Origin of the sequence: Pseudomonas sp. NPDC007930 (assembly GCF_042958985.1) — a bacterium.
Classification (GTDB): Bacteria; Pseudomonadota; Gammaproteobacteria; order Pseudomonadales; family Pseudomonadaceae; genus Aquipseudomonas.
This window is the reverse complement of the sequence record NZ_JBIBKC010000006.1, coordinates 220,965-243,050: the sequence shown is the minus strand read 5'-3', so window position 1 is coordinate 243,050 and position 22,086 is coordinate 220,965. Positions and strand designations below refer to the sequence as shown.

17 protein-coding genes are annotated in these 22,086 nt (G+C 58.9%); 5 read left to right on the top strand and 12 right to left on the bottom strand.

What is annotated here, in order from left to right; all coding sequences use genetic code 11:
• Positions 1-215: 215 nt before the first annotated feature.
• Positions 216-1,061, top strand: a complete 846-nt coding sequence (locus tag ACFZCE_RS15415) for a hypothetical protein (protein ID WP_390940427.1) — start codon at positions 216-218, stop codon at positions 1,059-1,061.
• 162 nt (positions 1,062-1,223) lie between these two features.
• On the opposite strand, the gene ACFZCE_RS15410 is transcribed toward ACFZCE_RS15415, so the two are convergent.
• The 4 genes from ACFZCE_RS15410 to ACFZCE_RS15395 form a co-directional block, all read right to left on the bottom strand.
• Positions 1,224-1,574 carry a hypothetical protein gene (locus ACFZCE_RS15410; RefSeq protein ID WP_390940425.1) on the bottom strand — a complete coding sequence of 117 codons (351 nt, stop codon included), beginning with the start codon at positions 1,572-1,574 and terminating at the stop codon, positions 1,224-1,226.
• A gap of 34 nt (positions 1,575-1,608) precedes the next feature.
• On the bottom strand, positions 1,609-2,547 hold the full coding sequence (locus ACFZCE_RS15405) for a diguanylate cyclase domain-containing protein (RefSeq protein WP_390940423.1): 939 nt from the start codon (positions 2,545-2,547) through the stop codon (positions 1,609-1,611).
• Positions 2,544-6,950, bottom strand: coding sequence for a CHASE domain-containing protein (locus ACFZCE_RS15400; protein ID WP_390940422.1), 4,407 nt, complete (start codon positions 6,948-6,950; stop codon positions 2,544-2,546). The genes ACFZCE_RS15405 and ACFZCE_RS15400 overlap by 4 nt, the downstream gene beginning before the upstream one ends.
• Positions 6,951-7,037: 87 nt before the next feature.
• Entirely contained in the window at positions 7,038-8,168 is a 1,131-nt protein-coding gene (locus ACFZCE_RS15395; protein WP_390940420.1) for a beta-propeller fold lactonase family protein, read from the bottom strand.
• Between the two features lie 149 nt (positions 8,169-8,317).
• Here ACFZCE_RS15395 and ACFZCE_RS15390 point away from each other — a divergent pair, with 149 nt between their 5' ends.
• Entirely contained in the window at positions 8,318-8,608 is a 291-nt protein-coding gene (locus ACFZCE_RS15390) for a nucleotidyltransferase domain-containing protein (RefSeq protein WP_390940419.1), read from the top strand.
• Between the two features lie 521 nt (positions 8,609-9,129).
• On the opposite strand, the gene ACFZCE_RS15385 is transcribed toward ACFZCE_RS15390, so the two are convergent.
• The 3 genes from ACFZCE_RS15385 to ACFZCE_RS15375 all read right to left on the bottom strand — a co-directional run bounded on the left by ACFZCE_RS15385 (position 9,130) and on the right by ACFZCE_RS15375 (position 12,843).
• On the bottom strand, positions 9,130-9,978 hold the full coding sequence (locus tag ACFZCE_RS15385) for a glycosyltransferase (protein ID WP_390940637.1): 849 nt from the start codon (positions 9,976-9,978) through the stop codon (positions 9,130-9,132).
• 61 nt (positions 9,979-10,039) lie between these two features.
• Positions 10,040-11,020, bottom strand: a complete 981-nt coding sequence (locus ACFZCE_RS15380; protein ID WP_390940417.1) for a glycosyltransferase — start codon at positions 11,018-11,020, stop codon at positions 10,040-10,042.
• A gap of 197 nt (positions 11,021-11,217) precedes the next feature.
• The gene (locus ACFZCE_RS15375; protein WP_390940415.1) at positions 11,218-12,843 is read right to left on the bottom strand and encodes a methyl-accepting chemotaxis protein; all 1,626 of its coding nucleotides are present in this window, start codon (positions 12,841-12,843) and stop codon (positions 11,218-11,220) included.
• A gap of 231 nt (positions 12,844-13,074) precedes the next feature.
• Here ACFZCE_RS15375 and ACFZCE_RS15370 point away from each other — a divergent pair, with 231 nt between their 5' ends.
• Positions 13,075-13,332, top strand: a complete 258-nt coding sequence (locus tag ACFZCE_RS15370; RefSeq protein ID WP_390940413.1) for a hypothetical protein — start codon at positions 13,075-13,077, stop codon at positions 13,330-13,332.
• 160 nt (positions 13,333-13,492) lie between these two features.
• Here ACFZCE_RS15370 and ACFZCE_RS15365 read toward each other — a convergent pair whose 3' ends face one another.
• On the bottom strand, positions 13,493-14,401 hold the full coding sequence (locus ACFZCE_RS15365; RefSeq protein WP_390940411.1) for a glycosyltransferase: 909 nt from the start codon (positions 14,399-14,401) through the stop codon (positions 13,493-13,495).
• A gap of 193 nt (positions 14,402-14,594) precedes the next feature.
• Here ACFZCE_RS15365 and ACFZCE_RS15360 point away from each other — a divergent pair, with 193 nt between their 5' ends.
• Together ACFZCE_RS15360 and ACFZCE_RS15355 are read left to right on the top strand one after the other, a co-directional pair.
• A complete protein-coding gene (locus tag ACFZCE_RS15360) occupies positions 14,595-15,803 on the top strand; it encodes an O-antigen ligase family protein (RefSeq protein WP_390940409.1) in 1,209 nt (402 codons plus the stop codon).
• A 377-nt stretch (positions 15,804-16,180) separates the two neighbouring features.
• Positions 16,181-17,173, top strand: a complete 993-nt coding sequence (locus ACFZCE_RS15355) for an acyltransferase family protein (RefSeq protein WP_390940408.1) — start codon at positions 16,181-16,183, stop codon at positions 17,171-17,173.
• Here the strand turns inward: ACFZCE_RS15355 and ACFZCE_RS15350 are convergent, their stop codons facing one another.
• The 4 genes from ACFZCE_RS15350 to ACFZCE_RS15335 are packed head-to-tail and all read right to left on the bottom strand — an operon-like array spanning position 17,174 to position 22,086.
• Entirely contained in the window at positions 17,174-19,192 is a 2,019-nt protein-coding gene (locus ACFZCE_RS15350) for a polysaccharide biosynthesis protein (protein WP_390940406.1), read from the bottom strand.
• 49 nt (positions 19,193-19,241) lie between these two features.
• Positions 19,242-20,423, bottom strand: coding sequence for a DegT/DnrJ/EryC1/StrS family aminotransferase (locus ACFZCE_RS15345; protein WP_390940404.1), 1,182 nt, complete (start codon positions 20,421-20,423; stop codon positions 19,242-19,244).
• 10 nt (positions 20,424-20,433) lie between these two features.
• Complete coding sequence (locus ACFZCE_RS15340) at positions 20,434-21,447, bottom strand: beta-ketoacyl-ACP synthase 3 (protein ID WP_390940402.1); 1,014 nt, start codon at positions 21,445-21,447, stop codon at positions 20,434-20,436.
• Positions 21,448-21,450: 3 nt separating this feature from the next.
• Positions 21,451-22,086, bottom strand: coding sequence for a NeuD/PglB/VioB family sugar acetyltransferase (locus tag ACFZCE_RS15335; RefSeq protein ID WP_390940400.1), 636 nt, complete (start codon positions 22,084-22,086; stop codon positions 21,451-21,453).

Sequence of the window (22,086 nt, the reverse complement as noted above, 5' to 3'; positions counted from 1 at the left end):
AGGTGCTTGGCGCTTTGGCCAAGGACGTCCATCCACGCCATGTTTTGCCCTGCGGAGCACAAACACTTGCCACCTTCGGATGCCTAGCCATTATCATCTCGGCGAAATCTGACGATGGATGCCAGCACCCTGTCCATTGGAGGTCGGCGCAGGGCCCCGGCGCGGGGCATCCCTGCGTTCACTGAGCATCTACCCGAGCTGGAAGCGTGTTGGTAATGACTGATAGCGGCAACAGTACGTTTGCGGCCCTATGGCTGCTGGAGCTGTCGAAGGAAGAAGATCTGTTCTTCAACCCTAGATCCGGCGAGGATAACCTCAAGGAGGTCATGGAACGTTTCATGCCTGGGTCAATCCTCGAAAGCATCAATGATGTGCCCGATTGGCCCGATACCCTACGTTGGGATTTCGCATACCAAACTGCTCAACGTGACATCTATTTCAACGTCTACGTCAACGCCATCGAAACCTGGCTTGATGTCTCCGAAAGCAGCCCTGGTCTCGGTGGTTCTGCCATCTACGCAGCCGTTGCCACCTTCGCCTTTAACACCCGGCGTACCTTCGTTGGGGACCCTGACGGGCTGTCCGACCTGGCGCTTCGAAGGCGCCTAGACAATATGTTATGCTCAGCCGTCAAGTACAGCAGTACAGACCACATCGCACCCCACCCAGACCAGATTATCGGCTCTAAGGCGCTAGGCGTGCCGCCTCTCACCTGGGTCAGAGGCCAGACGCTGGACAACATCCAGTGCATGATTGACACTGTCATTGCATCCCTAGAACACGTTGTGCCGGAGGTAGCTCATGCCTACTACGACTTCCAATCAAAAACCTTCCGCGACGCTGAGGGCCGACAGCTATTGGAGACAGTTTTTGGAAGCTGGAGTGATCAGCTTGCAGGAAGCAGAACGGCGAGCGCTGGGATCACTACGTTTAAAAGATGCATACTCCTCGGATCCTTGGTACGCCAAGAAAGCGGAGCGCGATCCCGCCTTCTGGAGCAAGTTTTACGCGACTCGCGTCAATTCGTAGACGAAGGTGAGTTGTTCGGTATTTTCTATTGATCCGCTTTCGTGAGCTAGGTAAAGGCCCCTTAAGGGGCCTTTTCTTTGCCCGAGGGCTGGCTCACCGGCTTGCTGCCATGCCTCGATCAGATCAATGCAAGAAAAGCCTCCTGGGCACAGCCTGCCCTAGATATTTCGGGCTTTTGATGGAACCTGAAGGGCCTACTCCCGGCAATACCCCTCGCCTTCCTGCACCACCAGGCAGTTCTGTTTATCCGCCAGCCACTTCAGGCCGGTGGCTGCGCCGTTGCCGGGCACCAGTTGGTGGGCGCCGTCGGGGCGGGTGAAGGTGATGGCGTTGCCGTCGGCCTGGCCGTCGAAGGTGCCGTGGTCGTCGAGGCTGTATTGCATCGCCAGGCGGTAGTGGCCGGGCTTGCCGTCGGCGGCGGGGTCGATCTGCAGCACCAGGCCTTCGACGCCCACCCAGCGGCCGAGCCAGGCGTCGGTGGGGGGCGGGGTGGGTGAGCAGGCGCCGAGCAACAGGGCGCTGAGCAACAGGTAACAACGGGGCATGGGGGGCTCCTGTACAGGTAAGCGAACACGCGGGCTAGGCCGCGCTGACACTATACCGCGCACGGCCGCCGGCCTTGGCCTGGTAAAGCTGCGCGTCGGCCGCCTCGATCAGCGCCAGCGGCTCGCCGCCTTCGGGCGGCACGCGCACGGCCACGCCCTGAGACACCGTCACCCGGCCATTGAGCGGCGAGGCGGCGTGCTCCAGCGCCAGCTCGCTGACCACGCTGTGCAGCAGGCCGGCCACATGGCGGGCGCCGTCGAGGCCGGTATGCGGCAGCAGGCAGGCGAACTCTTCGCCGCCGTAACGCGCGGCGAGGTCTTGCGGGCGCTGCAAGGCCCTGCCCAGGGCCTGGGCCACGGCGCGCAGGCACTCGTCGCCGGCCAGGTGGCCGTAGTGGTCGTTGTAGCGCTTGAAGTGGTCCACATCCACCAGGATCAGCGCCAACGGCGCATGGTCGCGCTGGCACTGGCGCCAGTGCACGCTGAGTTGCTCATCGAAGTGGCGGCGGTTGGCCAGGCCGGTGAGGCCGTCTTGCAGGGCCGCGCGGCGCAGCAAGTCGCCCTGCAGCTTGAGCTTGAGGTGGGTTTCGACGCGGGCGCGGACGATCACCGGGTTGGCCGGCTTGCTGATGAAGTCCACCGCGCCCAGCTCGAAGCCGCGTACTTCGTCGGCCTCGCTGCGGTGCGAGGTGAGGAAGATGATCGGGATGTCGCGGGTCAGGTTGCCGGCCTTGAGCCGGCGGCACACCTCATGGCCGTCCATGCTGTCCATCATCACGTCGAGCAGGATGAGGTCTGGCCGCTGAGTGTCGGCCTGGCGCAGGGCCTGCTCGCCGTGGGTGGCCATGAACACCTCGCATTCTTCGCGAAACAACTGGTTCAGCGCGATGATGTTAGCGGGTTGATCATCGACCAGCAGCAGCCGTGGCCGGCGCCCGGTGTGTTCGGCCCAGTAGGCCATGAACGGCGTCATTGCATCACCTCATGCAGGTTGCGCACGGTGCCCAACGCTGCGCCAAAGTCCAGGGCGTTCACCTGCCCAAGCAGGCGCGGCATCCACGCGGCGGCCGCCGGCGGGGCACCGCCGGCCAGCCGTTGCACCCACTCCAGCGCCTGCAGGTTGCCGGTTTGCAGGGCCACCTCCAGTTGCAGCAAGCCCTCGCGCCACTGCCCCGGCTCCACCGCCATGGGCCCGGCGCCCTCCTCCGGCTCGCCGAGGCGCTCACGCAGGGCCGCGGCGCTGCCCTCGAGCAGGCGCGCCAGCTCGCGCGAGCTGCTGCCGTTGAGCCAGGCAGCCATCACGTCGGGGTCTTCGCGGCCCATGCCCAGCTCCAGCGCGCCGGCGCGCTCGCTCAGGGCCTGGGCGCCCATGGTCGCGGCGCTGCCCTTGATGGCATGGAACAACGCCCGCGCGGCCTGGCTGTCGGGCTCGCCGGCCATGGCGCGCAGGCGCGCGATCAGCTCGCCGCAGTCTTTTTCGAACACTTCGAGGACTTCGCGCAGCAGGCGCTGGTCGCCGTCGAAACGGGCCAGCACCGCACCCCAGTTTTCCAACAGCGCGGGGCCGCTCATCGGCACCGGCGCCGGGCCTACCGCGGGCGGCTGGTCGCGGCCGGTCCACTGGCACACCACCTGCACCAGGCGGTTGAGGTCGATCGGTTTGCCGAGGTGGTCGTTCATGCCCGCGCCCAGGCAAGCGGCGCGGTCTTCGGCGCCGGCGTTGGCGGTCATGGCGATGATCGGCAAGCGCGTGAAGCGGCCGTCGGCGCGGATCCGCCGGGTGGCTTCGAGGCCGTCGAGCTCAGGCATTTGCACGTCCATCAGCACCACGTCGTAAGGCTCGGGGCCGTCGCACACCGCGGCAATGCCTTCATGGCCGTTCTCGGCCAGGCGCACCCGCGCGCCCTCGGCATGCAGCAGGCCGCTGGCGACCTGGCGGTTGAGGGCGTTGTCTTCGACCACCAGCACGTACAGCCCGGCCAGCCGCCGCAAGCGCTCGGCAGCCACCGGGATGAGCGTGACCGGGGCGCCGCCGATGGCATCGTACACGGCGTTGCGCAGCTGCAACGGGGTGACCGGTTTGGTCATCATCGCGACGAAATCCTCACGCAGGGCGCCGGTGGCGTTGGCGTGCATTTCATCGGAATAGGCGGTGACCATGATCATCCGCGGCGCGGCATCGCCCAGGCGCTGGCGAATCTGCCGGGCGGCGGCGAGGCCGTCGAGCTCGGGCATGCGCCAGTCCATCAGCAGCAGGTCATAGGGGTTGGCCTGGGCCACTGCGTCACAGGTGCGCGCCACCGCCAGCTGGCCGCCACTCACGCTGTCGGCGTGCCAGCCCTGGGCGCGGACCATTCGCGCCAGCACGTCAGCGCTGGTAGCGTTGTCGTCTGCCACCAGCAAGCGTAGGCCAGGCCGGGCCAGCTCTGGTGGCTGCGGCAGCACGCTGGTGCGGTCAGCCTCGAGCACGATGTCGAACCAGAACCGGCTGCCCACCCCCGGCTCGCTCTCCAACTGCAAGGTGCCGCCCATCAGCTCGACCAGCCGGTTGCTGATCACCAGGCCCAAGCCGGTGCCGCCAAAGCGCCGGGTGGTGGAGGCCTCGGCCTGGCTGAAGCCTTCGAAAATACGCTCGCGCTGCTCCGGGCTGATGCCGATGCCGCTGTCTTGCACGGCCACGCGAATGCCCACGCCACGGCCGAGGCGGTGCAGCAGCACCAGGCGCACCACCACCTCGCCTTCGAGGGTGAACTTCAGCGCGTTGCCCGACAGGTTGACGAGGATCTGCTTCAGCCGCAGCGCATCGCCCACCAGCCAGGGCGGGATGCGCGGGTCTACGTCGAACACCGCTTCGACATCCTTGTTGCCCTGGTTGCCGGCGATGATCACCGCCAGCTCTTGCATCAGCACGTCGAGCTCGAACGGGTGAGGGTCCAACACCAGCTTGCCGGCCTCGATCTTGGAGTAGTCGAGCACGTCGTTGAGCAGGTCGAGCAACGAGGTGGCGGCCTGGCGCGCCTTGGACAAGTAATCGAGCTGCTGGGCGTCAAGCCGGGTGCGCTGCACCAGTTGCAGCATGCCGAGCACGGCGTTCATCGGTGTGCGGATTTCATGGCTCATGTTGGCCAGGAACGCCGACTTGGCGGCGCTGGCGTCGTCGGCGCGGGCCTTGGCTTGGCGCAGGCTGGCTTCCATCTCGCGCTGGGGGGTGACGTCGCGGTTGATCCCGGTCACACGCACGGCGCGGCCTTGCATGTCGCGCTCAACCTTGCCACCGGCCTGCACGTAACGCACCTGGCCGTCCTGGAGCATCACCCTGAATACTGGGTCGTAGGGGGTGTCGTGGTCGATCAGCGCCTGCAGGGCGGTTTCGGTGCCGGGGCGGTCGGCCGGGTGCAGCCGCCACAGCCAGTTCTGGAACAGCGCGGCGCCGTTGCTGAGGTGTTCCGGGATGTCGTAAATCTGGTACATGCGCGGGTTCCAGACGATGTCTCCGCTGCTTACGTCCCAGGTCCAGATGCCCAGTTCGGCGGCCTCGGCGGCCAGCAACAGGTGGTCGCGGGCGGCCATCAGTTCGCTGCGCTGGCGGCGCTGCTGGGTGATGTCGCTGACCACGCAAACGAACAGGCGCTGGCCGATCCCGGCCTTGACCCCGATCGACACCCGCGCCGGGAAAATCCCGCCATCGTGGCGCTGGCCGCTGATCTCCAGGCGCCGCTGGTGGGTGAGGTGGCGCTCGCGGGCGCCGCGGGCGATCAGCCGGTCGATCATCCGCCAGTAGGCGCGCGGCATGAGTTTTTTCACGTTCTGGCCAACGATCGCCTGGGGCTCGTAGCCGAACACCCGGGTGCCGGCGGTGTTGAACGACTGCACGGTGCCGTGGGCATCTACCGTGAGCACCGGGTCGATCATCGCCTCGAGGATGGCGCGGTTGGTCGCCATGCTGTCGTTGACCTGCGCCCGCAACTGGGCATTCAGCTCAAGGATGCGCGCGGCCTGGGCCTTTTGCAGGGAAATATCCCGCACCGTGACCGAAGCGGCGGCCACCCGGCCATTGGCGGCGTACATCGGCGAGGGGCTGATCGAAACGTCGAGCGGGGCGCCGTGGTCATTGTGGCGCACGGTGTCGTAATGCCCCACCAGCTCGCCGGCGGCGATGCGCGCGAGCATGTGTTGTTCTTCCTCGATGCGATCGGCCGGCACCACCAGCTCGAAGATGGAGCGGCCGATGGCCTGTTCGGCGGTGTAGCCGAACAGCATCTCGGCGCCGTGGTTCCAGCTGGTTACCTGGCCTTGCAGGGTTTTGCCGATGATCGCGTCGGCGGCGCTCTCAACGATGGCGCCCAGCTCCATGCGCGCGTCCATGATCTGCCGGCGCTGGCGCAGGCCCACCGCCACGGTACCGGCCAGGCCAGCGGCAAGCAGGCTGGCGAGCAGGCCGCCGAACAGCATCAGGTTGGGCGAGAGCAACCCGAGTTCAGCCACAAAGGCCTGGTTAACGCTGACGTCCACCTGCCACTGGCGGCCGAACACCTCGATGCGCTGCTGCTGCGGGTAAAGTTGCTCGCCGTCGAGCACGGGGCTGGTGAAAAACACCTTGGCCTGGCCGGGGTTGGTCACGTCGCTCAGGGCCACGTGCTGGGTGCGGGTGTCGACCCCCAGCCCGCCGAGCACATCGCTCATCAGCAGCGGCGCGAAGGTCAGGCCCACGGCTTGTTCTTCCCGCGCGGCCATCGTCGCCGGGGTGGTCACGCTGGCGTACACCGGCATCAGGATCAGGAACGACTGCTCGGCCTGGGCGGCGGCCTGCACCAGGGTGATCGGCGCGGTGAGGCGCACCTCGCCGCTGCGGATGGCGTCCATCGCCGCGGTGCGGCGTACGGTTTCAGAGGCGATGTCCAGGCCAATGGCGGCCTCGTTGCCCTGGAACGGCTCAAGGTACTGGATCACCAAGCGGTCGCCGGGTTGCGGCACCAGTTGGCGCAGGGTAAAGGCTGGCGAGCCGTCGGCGCGGGCTTGTTCAAGAAACGTGGCTTGGTCTTCGGGGCGCACCCGGCGGATAAAGCCAAAGCCGCGGGCGCCGGGGAATTCAGCGTGGACGTCGCGGGTCAGCGCGTAACGGTGGAACAGCTCGCGGCTAAGCTGGCGCTCGCCGACCACGGTGACCGCGCCGCGGGCGCCGCGCAGGCCGTACTGGTAGAGGTGGATGCGGTTGTACACCGCCTCCACCGTGCGCTGCGCCGCCTCGGTGACGGCGCCCTGGATGCGCTGGTCATTGGTGCGCAACAGCCAGCCACTGCCCAATACCACCACCAACAGGCCTACGGCCAACGTCAGGGCAGCGGTGGGGAAGAATGCCGAGGCTGTCTTGCTCATCAAGTTCCTTCATCACCCAGGGCCGGCAGGTACAGGTATGACACTGGAACACCGGCAGCATTCCGCGCGTGCGCCCTGCCCCGCACCTCATGGCCGGGTGTGCCATACCTCAATCCATAACGCCCCCTTACCCGAGGGCGCTTCGCTCACTCGCTGCAGCGCGCCCTTTTCACCGATGGCGTAACTGCCCACGGTGGCGCTTTTTTCGCCGGTCACCAGCAGCCAGCGGCCGTTGGGAGAGAAGGCGATATTACGCGGCTGTTGCTCTTGTACCGGATAGTTGCCCACAAACGCAGGCTTGCCCTGGCCATCGATGCTGAACGCCGACACGCTACTGCTGGTGCGCTCAGTCATGTATAGCAGCTTTGCATCCGGAGACAGGCGCAAATCCGCTGCCCAAATGCGCCGGGTGGGGTCGCCTTCGAGGTTATTGTTGCGCGCGTCGCGCACTTCGCCATGGGCCAGGCCCAGGCTGGCCGGGATCCCCGCGGCGCTGCCCAACTCGCTGAGGGCGCCGCTGTGGGGGTCGATGCGGTAGGCGGTCACGGTGCCGCTCATTTCGCCGAGCACGTACAGGTACTGGCCATCCGGCGAAAACGCGATGTGCCGCGGCCCGGTGTTGGCCGGCATGCTGGCATAGCCGCTGCCGATGGGTGCCAGTTGCCCGCTCTGGGCGTTGAAGGTGTATTGCAGCACGTGGTCGGCACCGAGGTTGCCGGCGTAGGCAAAGCGGTTCGACGGGTCGGTGCGCACCGAATGGGCGTGGGGGCCGGTTTTCACCGTTTGGATGGCCGCGCCGGGCACGTGGTCGGCGCCGATCGGCTGGCTGCTGATGAGGTCTGCCCCATAGCTGGCGCCCAGCAGCCACTGGCCGCTGCGGTCGGTGGCGAGGTACGCGAGGCTGTCGGCCAGTGGCGCCTGGCCGGTCTCGCTCAGGTGGCCGCTGGCCGGGTCTACCCGGTAGCTTTTGACGGTGTACGGCTTGGCCCGCAACGCCGCGTACAGCGCCTGGCCATCGGGGCTCAGGGCCAGGGGGTTGACCTGGCTACCGGCGTGGGTCTGCTCCACCAGCGCCAGGGCACCGGTGGCATCGTCGAGGCGATACTGGCTGATCAACCCGTCTTCGGGGCTGGAGATATAGGCGTAGGTCATGGCGTGGGCCTGGAGGCTGAGGGAGGCGGCGAGCAAGGCGGTGGCGAGGCGCAGCGGTGTGGGCATGGGGCGTCCTGCAGGTTTTTGTTGTAGTCAGTCATCCTATGACTATTGGGGTTGGGGGTGCAACTGGGAGGCAACTGCCATGGGCCCTGCCTTGTACCTGATCCTTAGCACCACTACCATGGCGGGGTTCCCCTTCAGGTAGCACATGCATGCGCCCCTCCGAAGCTTTGAACCTTCAGCGCGACGCCATTCGCGAAGCCAGCCGGCATTTTCGGGTTACCAACCTGAGGGTGTTTGGTTCAGTGCTGCATGGCACCGATGAGGAAGGCAGCGACCTAGACTTACTGGTCGACCCATTACCGGGCGCCACCCTTTTCGACCTGGGTGGGCTGCAGGATGAACTGCAAGGGCTGCTCGGTGTGCCGGTGGAGCTGCTGACTCCCAAAGACCTGCCTGCCACGTTCAGGGCCCAGGTGCTGGCAGAGGCTAGGCTGGTATGAAGCCGGTGGAGGTCGCCAACTACCTAGCGCATATGGAAGAAGCCGCCGCAGATGCTTGCTACGGGGCTTACACAAATCTGGTGGAAGGCCGGCTGTGCCGTAATACTGTTCACTTAAGCCATTTCAGGGCTTCATGGAAGGGATCGATCTCTGAACTCTGCTGATTTTGTGCATGAGCTCCAGGGCCTATCGCCCGGCACAGCCGGCCTCCCACGGGTCCTGTGTTGCCCAGTAAATCAATTACTTACACAAATCTGGTGGGAGGCCGTGGTCCGGCACTCCGGCTGTGCCGGGCGAAGGGCCAGCCAGGCCATGCGCTCGGTAAAACCATCGAGAGAAGTCGGGGCTTTTCATCCTCAATTCAGCGCTCTGATTGCTTAAGTGAGCAGCATTACGGCTGTGCCGGGCGATAGGCCCTGAAGCTCATGCCCAAAATCAGCAGAACTCACCGATTGATCCTTTCCATGAAGCGCCCGGTTCCAGCAGTGAACAGCCCCAGGCAAAAGCCCAATACCCCCTGCTCAACCCGCCTTGCCCACCCGTGGCGCACGAAAAACCCAGCGTTTGAAACGCCGCCAGGTCATGCGGTTCCACTGCCACAGCGGCACCTCGCGAAACAACCCCCAACTCTCGCGGCGGTCAAGCTGTACGGCGTGTTTGAGCGCCTTGTTGTACACAACGGTACGCGCCGCCGTGTAGCGAGGGTGTGCCTGGTAAGGCGCAATCGCCGCGAGGTCGTGTTTAAGCTGCTCACGGTAGCGGCGAGACAAACTGCCAGGGTGGCGGCGGTAGGTGCTCACCAATACGGGCAGGCACACCACGCCGTACCCGGCATGGGCCAGGCGCAGGGTGATCTGGAAATCCTGGATGCGAATCGCCGGGTCGTAGAAGCCCACGGCCTTGAGGGCGCTCATGCGGTACATGGCCACCGGCGTGCCCACGGCCAGGGCACGCCCCAGCAGCGTTTCAAAGCTGAAGTGGCGCACCGCGGTATGCCGCTCCTGCTTGTAGGGCTGGCCTTCAGCGTTGGTGAACACCGCCAACCCGCCCACGATGCCTACGTCTGGATGCGCATCCATATACGCGGCCCGCGCCGTGAGGGCGCCCGGCAGCATCTCGTCGTCAGAGTCGGGGGTTACCACGTATTCACCGCTGGCGTGAGCCAAACCCAGGTTCAGCGCAGCACTCACGCCCGCGTTGGGCTGGCTGAGCAGTTTGAACGGGAGCCGTGCTTGCAGCGCCTGTAGCGTGGCCAGGCTGTCATCGGTGGAGCCGTCATTGACCACGATTACTTCAATGGGCTGGTAATCCTGGGCAAACACGGCGTCCAGGGCGGCTTCGATGAAACGGCCGTTGTTGTAACACGGCATGACTACGGAAATGAGCGCTTTCACGGGCAGAGCATCCAACGCGGGATCAAAAAATGAGTGTTCAGGGCCAAACTTTTTGCGGGTTCATCCATAAGCTCAGTAACCAGGTCAACGCCCGCGGCCAGCCTTGCCGGCGTAGATGCTGGCGGTAAACACGCCGGGCCATCTCATGAGTCGCTGGCATGTCTAGCGGCTGCTTACGCCAAGGCGAGCGGGCACGCACAGCGTGGTAGGGCGCCACACCGGCTTGGCGGTTCCACACTTGCCAGGGCTTGTTCGCCCCCGCGTAATGCAACAACACCGTGCCGGCGGGGATCGCACGGGCATAGTCGCTACGTTTATGGCCCAACATGAACTGGCAGTTGTAGCGGCCCTCTACGAACTCAACCTGCCCTTCAAGGACAATATTGAGTGCGTCCTGGTCCGGGAAGCACAGCTCCGTGGCACGCGCTTCGAGCACCTCGAATGCTCGCTGTGTCACCTTGGCCTGGTGCCAACGCGGCACATCCACCAGCAACACGCCGGAATTGAAATACTGCCCGGCCGCCAGCCCCAGGCTCGCGCAACGTGCCGTGACCGCCTTGGGTGCGTCACTGACCGCCGCCACCACCTGCCCCTCAGCCAAGGCCCGCCACAGCGGCGCCAGTGGCTGAAGGCAGACGATATCGGCATCCAGGTACAGCAGCCGGGCGCTGCCACGCAGGATGAACGGGGCCAGCAAGCGGTAATAGGCCGCTTGCGGAAAAAGCGCGGTTTGCGGGAATTGGGTAAACAACCCGGCATCTACCTGGTGAAACGTGGCTAGGCAGCCCGTGCCTTCGAGCATTTGCACCATTTGGGCCTGCGCCGCGGTGAGGCAGGCACAACTGATGAAGTGAAAATGGTACGCAACGCCGGGGTTGCACTCGATCACCGATTGCAAGGTAATCGCCGCGTGGGGCAAAAATTTGGCATCAACGCCAAAAACCACTGGCAGCGCGCCTGGGGCATCACCCGCGATGACCGGCGTACTGCGCCAGGGAGACTGGCCCAAACGGGCCATAAGAGTAGAACTGACCATAATTACGCTACCGAATCGCAGAACGCGATACCGCCCGGCTTATTGTGAACTTCGCCCAAAAAACGGCGAATACGAAGCGCGGCAGCATACCAAATGCGCGGCCGTTGTAAGCAGCCTGTTGCAAAGCTTTATAAATTAACCACTTGCGAGCCGCTGGGTAGCGGCTCGCCATCGCAGCCTCACACCCTAAACCGCGCCACCCCTTCATTCAGCTCCGCCGCCAAGCGCGCCAGCTCCCCGCTGGACACACTGATCTGGCTCACGCCACTGGCCGACTGGATCGACAAATCACGAATATTGACGATATTGCGGTCTACCTCGCGGGCCACCTGGGCCTGCTCTTCGGCCGCGCTGGCGATCACCAGGTTGCGCTCGGAAATCTGCCCGATCGACGCGGTGATCTCATTCAACGCCTGCCCGGCAGACAACGCCTTCTCCAGGGTTTGCGCCGCCAGGCGGTTACTGCTGTTCATCGACTCCAGCGCCTGCGCCGAGCCACCGCGCATGGCGGTGATCATCTGGTCGATCTCCAGGGTGGACTGTTGGGTACGGTGGGCCAGCGCACGCACCTCATCGGCCACCACCGCAAAGCCCCGGCCGGACTCGCCGGCGCGTGCCGCTTCAATCGCCGCGTTCAGCGCCAGCAAGTTGGTTTGCTCGGCGATGGCGCGGATCACGTCCAGCACCTTGCCGATGCTTTGCGACTGCGCGGCCAGGCTTTGCACCAGCGACGAGGTGTTCTGCACATCCCCCGACAACGCCTGGATCGCGCTCACGGTTTCTTCCACCCGCACCCGCCCTTGCTGGGCCGAGGTATTCGACTGGCTCGACGCCTCGGAGGTCGACACCGCGTTGCGCGCCACCTCCTCCACCGCCGAGGTCATCTCGTTGATGGCCGTGGCGGCCTGTTCGATCTCATCGTTCTGGCGGTTCACACCGCGGCTGCTGTCTTGGGTCACCGCATCCAACTGGCTGGCGGCGCTGCCCAGTTGCCCGGCAGACTGGCGAATCAACTGCAAAGTGCCGCGCAGGCTTTGCTGCATGGCCTGCAGCGCGCGGAACAGGCGGGTCACTTCATCGTTGCCTTCGACCGGCAGCGGCTGGGTCAAATCCCCGGCGGCAACGGTTTCCGCCGCCTGCACCGCCTGGCCCAGCGGGCGCACGATGCTGCGGGTCAGCCACAGCGCCAGGGCCACGGTGGCCAGCGCGGCCAGCAGCACAAAGGCCAGCACCACGGTGAACGAGCGGTTGTACTGCGCCTCAGCGGCTTTGCCTTCCTGCTCTACCTGCTGGTTGTAGAAGTCCGTGAGCGCCTGCAACTGCGCGCCACTGCCATCGACCACGCGTTTCATGTCTACCAGCAGCAAGGTGTTGAGCGCTTCGCGCTGGCCTTGGTCGGCCAGTGTGAAGGACTTCGCCAACGCGCTCTGGTATTCGCCCAGGCTGGCCTTGAACGGCTCGTACAGCGCGCGCTCCTGGGGGGTGTCTACATAGCCCTCGAGGGTTTGCAGTTTTTTCGCCAGGTCCTGGGTGCGGGTGTCCATCTGCGAGCGGTAGGTGCTGGCGTTTTTCGGATCAGGGTCCAACGCCAGGCGCAGGGAAATAGTGCGGATGCGCAGCATGATCTCACGCACGTCACCTACCAGGCGCATGCTCGGCACCCAGTTGGTTTCTACCGTGACTTCGCTCTGGCGAATGGCCGACATCTGGACCAACGCAAAGGCCCCGAGCACGGCGACCAATACCGCGATCAACGTGAAACCCAGCCCCGCGCGGCGGGCGATGGAGAGGTGGCGAAGGTGCATGGCAGGCTCTCTTGGTTGTGGGTGTTATCGGTAGAGGTGAGTTGACGTACAACCCTTAGGGCGGTATCGGCCAAGCCAAGCGGTACTTGAGGGGGGTGTGGCGTGCTAAAACGATTATTGTGAGCAAGGCAGAGGGGTTGCACTGACGAATGGCGGTTAGACATTTACCCCACCTGCCGATAGCCTGAGAGATAGAGGCCTGTAACACGCTTGCAACCCGCTGGAGGTTCCATGGACAACATTTACCTACTCATCGAGCACGGCCGTGAACAAGGCGAAGCCTATGTGCTGGGCTGGTTCGACAGTGAGGCAATCGCCAAAGAAGCCGCCATCAAGCTGGAATGGGATGCCTATCGCGAAGCGTTGAAGCACGACGGCTGGGGCGGCGAAGCCGTGCTGCCGCCGGACCAGGCGGAGAGTAAGCGGTTCTGGGTCAAGCCACTGTCGAAGTTCCCGTATGCGGGGGTGAGGCCGGCGGGGTTGCACTGAGGTGGCATTCGCACGGTAGGAGCAGCGCCTGCGCGCGCGGGCGTGCGTGATCGCACCCTCACAAGGCCGTTGAGCTGCAATGCCTTTTGCTTAAGTGGATAGCATTACGGCGGCCTGGCGAAAGGCCCTACCCCACTCGCCAACCAAACGCCCACGAATCCTAAGCCTTCCTCCCACCCGCCAAACGCTTGAACATCGCCTTCGGCCAAAGGCTCACCAACCGCTTGAACCGCTGAAAAGTCACCCGGTTCCACTGCCGGCGCGGCACCTGGCGTAACAAACGCCAGGCATCGGCCCGGTCCTCGCGTACGGCGTACTTGAGTGCCTTATGCAGCACCACCGCATAGCCTGCCTCGTACTCCGGGTGTGCGCGGTACGGCGCGATGGCGGCCAGGTCCGCTATCAACACCTTCTTGTAACGCCGCGACAGGTTGTTCGGGTGGCGCCGGTACAGGGTGATCAACACCGGCAGCGCATCGACGAAGTAGCCGGCCTGGGTCACCCTCAGAGTGATCTGAAAATCCTGCACCTGCAGCGCCGGGTCGTAGAAATTTGCTGCCTCGAGGGCCGCCATCCGGTACAAAGCCGCGGGCGCGCCGCACACCCGGGCGTTGCGCAGGATGTCGGCGAAATCGTAGCGGCTGGGGTGGCTGCGCTTTTCGGTTTTGAGCACATTGCCCTGGGCGTCGATGTACCGGCTGTTGCCGGAGCAGATCCCGGTCTCCGGGTGCTCCTCCATGAACGCCACACGTACCGCGACCGACTCGGGCAGCATGATGTCATCGAGGTCTGGGGTGGCGACGTACTTGCCCTTGGCGTACTTCAGGCCATGGTTCAGCGCCGCGCTCACCCCCTGGTTTTGCTGGTGATGGAGATGAAATCCATAGGTAGGTTGGAGCTTTTCCAGCAGCGCTAGGCTACCGTCTGTGGAGCCGTCGTCGACGATGATGACTTCGATGTTGGCGTAGGTTTGGGCGTAGATGCCCTCCAGGGCCAACGCCAGGTATTTTTCGCCGTTGTAGCAGGGGGCGACGATGGAGACCAAGGGCAAAACGGAGGTGCTGGTCATGGGGCAGGCACCGATGGTTAGGGGGGCAGTTTTATTATTGGGCAATCCTAGAATACATCCACTGATTCAAAATAAACGATTACCGATCGCGATTGCCGAATACGCTATGAGACGAAAGGGAACTTGCATGGATTCCCTAGTGCGAAAATGCCATCATGCGCGCCGCCGACACACCAAGGATTGAGAACGAGCAATGTTTTCTGGAGTTTCCACCGCTTCACTGCGTGACCGCAGCGCCGATTTCTTCGAGCGATACCTGATCCCCCTGGGCTGGCTGATCATCCTTGTCAGCATGTTCATCGCCGGGGACCGCAATCGGGTTCATCAACTTTTCTACGTGTTTCTTGCCCTGCCGACAGCAGTGTTGCTGGTGTTACGGCCCGCGTTGCTAAGGCCGTTGGTGATGAACCCGCTGTTCGCAGCATTTGCGGCGTTCAGCGTGTACACGATTATTACAGTGGCATGGGCGGAAACGGATGAGAGCTGGCTCTCGCTGGCCAAACGGCCACTGTTCATTGCCCTGTTGCTGTTCAACAGCGCCATCATTGCCCTGCGTTCGCAACGGCAACTGATGCAACTCACCCGCTGGGCCGCGATGGTAGCCGCTTTGGCAGCCGGCGTTTCGTTGGTGTACTACCTAGCGGTCTTGGTCCCTTCCGGCGCCGAGCGCCTTAACGGGTACGGCGCGTTGTACAACCCGCTGCTCAGTGCGCACGTATTCGGCGCCTTCACCGCAATCTGGCTAGCCACCTGGCTGCAGGGGCGCCGCCTGATCGATCCAGTGGCACTGGTATGCCTTGCTGTACTGGGCCTGACGGTGCTGGCCACGGGTTCACGCACCCCGCTGGTGGGCTTGGCGTTTGCGCTATGCTGGCTGATGCTCGCCGGGGAGCGCAAACGTGGTTTGCTGGTAGTCGCGGCGGCGGTGTTTGGATTCGCTGTATTGGTCGCTATTCACCCGGAAAGCGTTACCCAGCGCGGCGTTTCCTATCGCCCGCAAATCTGGATGGAAGCCCTCCGACAGATCAGTGAGCGGCCGTGGTTAGGATATGGGTATGACACCACCATGGCGGTATATTTGCCGGACCTGGATGGGCACTTGGCTGACCCGCATAACATGGAGTTGGGAGTGCTCTGGAGCGGTGGGATTGTTGGCTTGGTGCTTTGGATTGTGTTGTACGCGGCAGCCCTTAAGTTCTGTTGGCAGAACCGCAAGAATCCGGCAGTTAGTCTTGCTGCCGCCTGGTTGATCTTCGGTTTTGGCTCAGGTTTAACGGAAGGGATGGCGTTTTTATCGCGGCCTAAGGAGCATTGGTTTTTAATTTGGTTACCGATGGCATTGATTTTTGGCTTGTTAGTAGAAGGCGATCAAGTGACACCCCGCCCCCCCAAAAACCAATGATGAGCTGGCACATACTTTACGTAAGCTCACCTAGAGCATATTAATTCTACGAAAGACCACCATCCAGAGACTGGAAATTTCGTCTAGGCTCCCACCTCAGCTAGGGAATAAGTGGCGAAGGAAACGCCCTTGGTAAAGGCTATGTCGTTTTTCTCGCGTCGGAGGGAGACGGAGGGTTTAGCTGTATGAGCCGTAACAGCCCGCTAAAAATCTCTGGCCCTAGCTGCTAAAAGAATTTCCATGCGAGGATCGATACATGCTGTATCCAACGGAGGTACAAAGTGTATGATCTCTGCAAAATATCTCCGCTCCTCCCCGACTGTAGCCTTTACCAAACCAGCGGACTAATACTCAAAACACACATACTTGGAAGTCCAATGCCAGAACCCAACACCCCCCCTCAGCCAAATAACCACTATCCAAATTTTGACGTCATTCGAATATTACTGGCTATTGAGGTAGTCTGGGCACACATATGGGAGCAGCTTGATCCCAGCAACGGATGGAACGGCTTTATCAGGGCCGTACCCGCGTTTCTGGCAGTTAGTGGATTTCTGGTATTAAAGAGCTACTCTGAAACCCCACTCTGGCGTGTTTTTGCAATCAAGCGTGCACTACGAATATTTCCAGCATTACTAACAGCCTTAGCAGTAGGCTATGCCTTCTTTGGTTACCGTTTTTTTGTAGGTTCCGTGTATCAATGGGCGACAGGCGGACTTATTTCAGTCTCGCCAAATAATGGCTCACTATGGTCACTAGCTTGGGAAGAATTAGCATATATTTCTTTAGCAGTCTTATGGAGCCTGGGAGCTTATAAAAAACCTGCCTACCTATGGATACTACTTACAACTAGCTACGCTCTCTCTTTACTTGTACTCTCTTGGCACATTGCGCCTAGGTATTATGTAATATCGTTGTTACCCTTATCGTTTATAATTGGCAACTTGATGTTTATTTACAGACATCATCTAGATCGACTTGGAAGTTCTGCACCCTGGCTTTGTTTAGTGATAACTTGCGCTTGGGCGTACATTCCTTTCCCAGGCACTGAGCCCGACATGGCGCCAGCCATATTACAGGCCTTCTCCGTAGTTTGGGTCGGAGTTTCGGGGCGACGACTCGTTAAAATTAAATTCCCGGATATTAGCTATGGTCTCTACGTTTATAATATACCGGTGATATGGTTCGCAGTTCAATTCTATGATAGCAATACACCTTCGACATGGATTTTTCTCCTTTTCGGGGTTTTTTCCATTTCGGTCGCGAGCTGGTATCTTATAGAAAAACCCAGCTTGAAGTTAAAAAATAGGTTTGACTATAGAAACAAGCTCGCGAACAAGAGGGATAAGGCACGCAATTATTCTAGCTGACTAATTGGCCTTCCTCTCAGCGATTGCACATTGTCGCCGGAAGGCCAAATCGACAATATCGCTCTCTGGCTCGTATCCTGCTACAACGTCTTTTAGAAGCTTTCTTACCGCGACCTGGTCTCCTCCTTGTAAGCATTCCAAAAGAGCAGAAACTTTATCTTTTAGCAGGTCCCAACTCAAAAACTCCTCATCAGCCGCCATTATCATGGGATGAGAAGTCTCCTTGACATCACCTCCGATCAAAAGCTCCTCATAGAGTTTTTCACCAGGCCTCAACCCAGTGAACTGAATTTCAATATCTCCACCCAAATTATCCGGCGTTCGAACGGTAAAACCAGATAGGTGAACCATCTTTTCTGCCAAATCTACGATCTTAACTGGCTGCCCCATATCCAAGACGTATACATCACCACCTTGGCCCATTGAGCCAGCTTGAATCACTAACTGCGCAGCCTCCGGAATTGTCATGAAATAACGTGTAATGTTCGGATGCGTAACTGTTACTGGCCCTCCAGCTTTTATTTGCTGATGAAAAAGCGGGATTACCGATCCAGAAGAGCCCAAGACATTACCAAACCTAACCATAGTGAATCGGGTATTATTTAGATATTGCGGGCTTTCTATCTTTTCTTCGCAAAAAGGGTAAATGGATCGCTCTTTGCTGAGCGATTGCAAGACCATCTCCGCCAACCGCTTGGTACTGCCCATAACATTGGTGGGTCGAACCGCTTTATCCGTCGAGATCAAAACAAAATTCGAAACGCCGGCCTGTATTGCGGCTTGCGCCAAATACAAAGTCCCCAAAACATTATTAACGATCCCTTCAGCAACATTCTGTTCAACGATCGGAACATGCTTATAAGCGGCAGCGTGGTAAACAGTGTTCACGGACCATCTAGCCATCACTTCATTTAATTTATTAAAGTTGGTTACAGAGCCTAGAATAGATACAACTTGTACCGATTCCGATTCAGGAGACGGTATAGATTTCAGCTCTTGCGAAATGGTATAGAGATTAAACTCTGAATGATCAAAAAGCACTAACAACGCAGGCTTGAGGTCGAATATTTGTCTACAAAGTTCAGAACCTATTGAACCTCCGGCACCAGTGACCATTACGCACTGACCCTGTATACAACGGGAAAGAAGATCAGGGTTTGCTGGAACTGCGTCTCGGCCCAGTAGATCTGCAATTTCTACTTCTCGAATCTCATCAACGCTCACCCGTCCGCTTACTAAGTCAGCTATTCCAGGTACGCTTCGAACATGAAGGGGGAACGCCTCAAGAAGAGCTAAAATCTCTTTCCTCCTTGCACGTGTGGCCGAGGGGATTGCGAGCAAAATTTCACTGACGTCTAAGGACAAGATCATCTCACCAATATTTTCTCGAGAAAATACTGGAATGCCGGCGATGACTCGGCTTGCTAAAGTTGGGTCATCATCAATAAATGCTACCGGGCGCAAAACCCGGCCATGACGAAGCGAGGAGACTAATTGATTACCAGCGGACCCCGCTCCGTAGATAGCGACGCGCGCCAGCCCTTCAGTTGAGCTTTTTTCAATAACGTTTAAAAACTGAGCACCCAGACTCCCTCCGAAGAAAAAACGTTTCACCAGCAAACGGCTGCCTGAAATTAGAACAAGGCTTATCCACCAGTAATTAAAAATTATTGATCTCGGAAATATCCCCTTATGATTCCCAACCCAATAGATCAACAACCCTAAAAAAAGTGCGGACAAAGAAACAGCCTTGAGCAATCTGACAAGTTCGTCGTAGGCGAAATACCGCGCGACAATTTTGTAGATCCCTAAAGCTTGAAAAACCCCAACCATGATCAACGGTGCGCTAAGGAAAATCACAGAATGATCAGAGACAGGAGTCCCCATATCATCGAAGCCCAGCCGTACAACGAATGCGAACCATAGGGCCAGCCCTGTAAGTCCAGCATCGAGAGCAACGGCGACCACTCTCTTGGCTAAACGAGGAAGCCTCAGTAATGAAGCCTGTAGCTGGTTCATGCAGTAGCCCCGCTCCGGGTTTCCGATCTCACGCTCATTTGACTATAGCTCAATGTGCACATGTTGCTGCCTCAAGCACCTCTTGCAACACTCGGCAGGTTTTTTCTATTTCGGCGGAAGTAAGGGTCGGATGCACAAGAAACATGAGACTCGTATCACCCAGTTCCTTAGCATTTGCTAACCGATTAGCCGGTCGATAGCCCGTCCCATCAAATGCCTTTTCCAGGTATACCTCAGAACACGAGCCGGAAAAACAAGGTACACCTGCACTGGTTATCTCTGCGATTATGCGGTCCCTTGACCATCCTTCAGCTAATTTTTCAGGCTCGACAAAAACGTAGCATTTATAAGCTCCATGCTTAACATGCTCCGGTATTACCGGCACTCTTAATCCTTTACAGAGTCGAGCAGTCGCCCATATTTTGTTCGCATTAGCGATACGTAATGCTGTCCACTGTGGCATCTTTTTTAACTGAATGCGGCCTACCGCCGCCTGGATTTCGGTGATGCGCCAATTGGTACCAAAACTTTCGTGAAGCCATCTAAAACCTGGCGGATGCTGTTTTAGATAAATCGAATCCCAACTTTTACCATGATCCTTGTAGCTCCACATTTTCCTCCATAGTTCTTCATCGTTGGTAGTAACCATCCCCCCCTCACCTAGAGTGGTCATAATTTTATCCTGACAGAACGACCAAGCTCCCACATGCCCGATCGATCCAACAGACCGAGCTCTGTAAACTGCCCCATGAGCTTGAGCACAATCTTCAATTATTTTTAAGGACCACCGATCTGCTAGGGCTAGAATCTCATCCATCTCACAGGGCCAACCAGCCAAATGCACACATACAATAGCTTTAGTTTTAGTACTTATTAATTCAGCAATACTTGAACTGCTAAAATTCTGACTATTTAGATCAACATCTGCGAATACTGGAACAGCCCCCACATTCACAATACTGGATACCGAAGCAAGAAAAGTTCTAGAGGTAACGATAACCTCATCACCAGGGCCGATACCGAGGCCGATCAATGCCAGATCAAGTGCGACTGTACCATTCGCCACCGCAACGGCATACTTGGAACCCACCCAGTGCGCGAACTCAGTCTCGAACTTCCTCGCATGCTCGCCGGTCCAGTAATTCACTTTATTGCTTAGGGTCACTTCTTTTACAGCATCTGCCTCTTCCATCGAATAGCTAGGCCAAGGCGAAAATGGTCCATTGAGCATGTTGCACCCCTTAAATGTGTGCGACACACGCCGCCCAAGAATAACCCACACCAAAGCCCACCAGAGCTAGCGCTGTCCCTTCGCGGACACTTCCGTCCTCTAAGCTTTCCTTAAGAGCAATAGGAATAGAGGAGGATACGGTATTGCCACAATGAGAAAATTTCGAGACGAATTTTTCCTTAGGGATTCTCAACCTGCGCCTCAAAGCATCCAACATAAAGCTATTCGCTTGATGAAACACCACCCTATCAAGGTGCTCTTCAGTAAATTCTTCATCAAACAATGACTTATATATCTGAGGCACGCGCGTCATAGAAAATTCAAATATTGCAGGGCCATTCATATACAAATGAGCAGCGCTGCGCATATTTCCTTTATCATCAGATATTTCAGGGATCTTAGAGATGTCAGAAATCGGAGACCTAGCCCGCCCCATCGGAACGATAAGGTTATGCGCACCACTGCCATCAGTACCATAGCGAAACCGTTCGAGCCCTCGCCCCTCTGTTTCACCAGCGACCCAGGTTACCGCCGCGGCGTCCCCAAACAAAGTTCGGACACTACGATCGCCCGGATGTATGTAGTGGCTATACGTTTCGGCAGTAACAACTAGAGCATTCGTCGCTTGACCCGTCTCGATAAGGCCCTTGGCTATCCCCAAGCCATAAATATAACCAGAGCACCCCTGATTGATATCGAAGGCCATACAATTCGTGGAAATACCTACACGGTTTTGCAAGATACAGGCGGTGGCAGGAAGCGAGTAATCCGGGCTTTGCGTGCAGAAAATAATCGCGTCAATACTTTCTTTAGAGACAGAAGAACTGAATATCTTCTCGCATGCGAGTACTGCCAAGTCACATGCGGTTTGTCCTGGGTCTACCACGTAGCGCTCATTAATACCCGTCTTATTGAGAATCTTATCGACATCCCAATCTGGATATTCCATTGCTAGCCTTGCATTATCTAGCAGATTTTTTGGAAGCACGTATTCAATAGCTTTAATTCTGGCATATAGTGTCATGACTTAACCCAAAATCTTTTTTGCAGGAACACCGAAAACAGTAGTTCCTGCATAAACCCTACGAATCACCAAACTGCCTGCGCCAATAATAGCATCTTTCTCAACCACTACCTTGGGAATTACCGACGCATGAGACCCTATGAAGACCCTTTCTTGCAGTACTACACCACCTGTGACATCACAATGACCACTTAAGGTAGAATAGTTACCGATCGAAGTGTCATGTGCAATAGTGCAATGTGAGTTAACAATAACATGCCGACCAAGCGTAAGGTCACAAGCCAAAATGGAATATGGGCATATGATAGAGCCCACTCCAATAGTAACAGAATGTCCGACCAATACAGTAGGATGGACCAATGAGGCAAAAACTGCCCCACGTACTTCCAACGTTTGAACCACCGCCTGTCTTATCTTAGGGTTCGCGATAGCACAAATAAATACGTCTGACTTGTCTGGAACGTAATCACCCACCGCCCCGAGAATCGGAGGGTACCCTTCGTAACTATCAAGCGCATTCAGGTTATCGTCTAGAAATCCTGACAATTGGGTGTCAGCACTATCTATAATAGAGTCCTTCAACCACCCGAAAACCTCCCTACCAAAACCACCAGCACCAACAATTATAATATTTTTCAT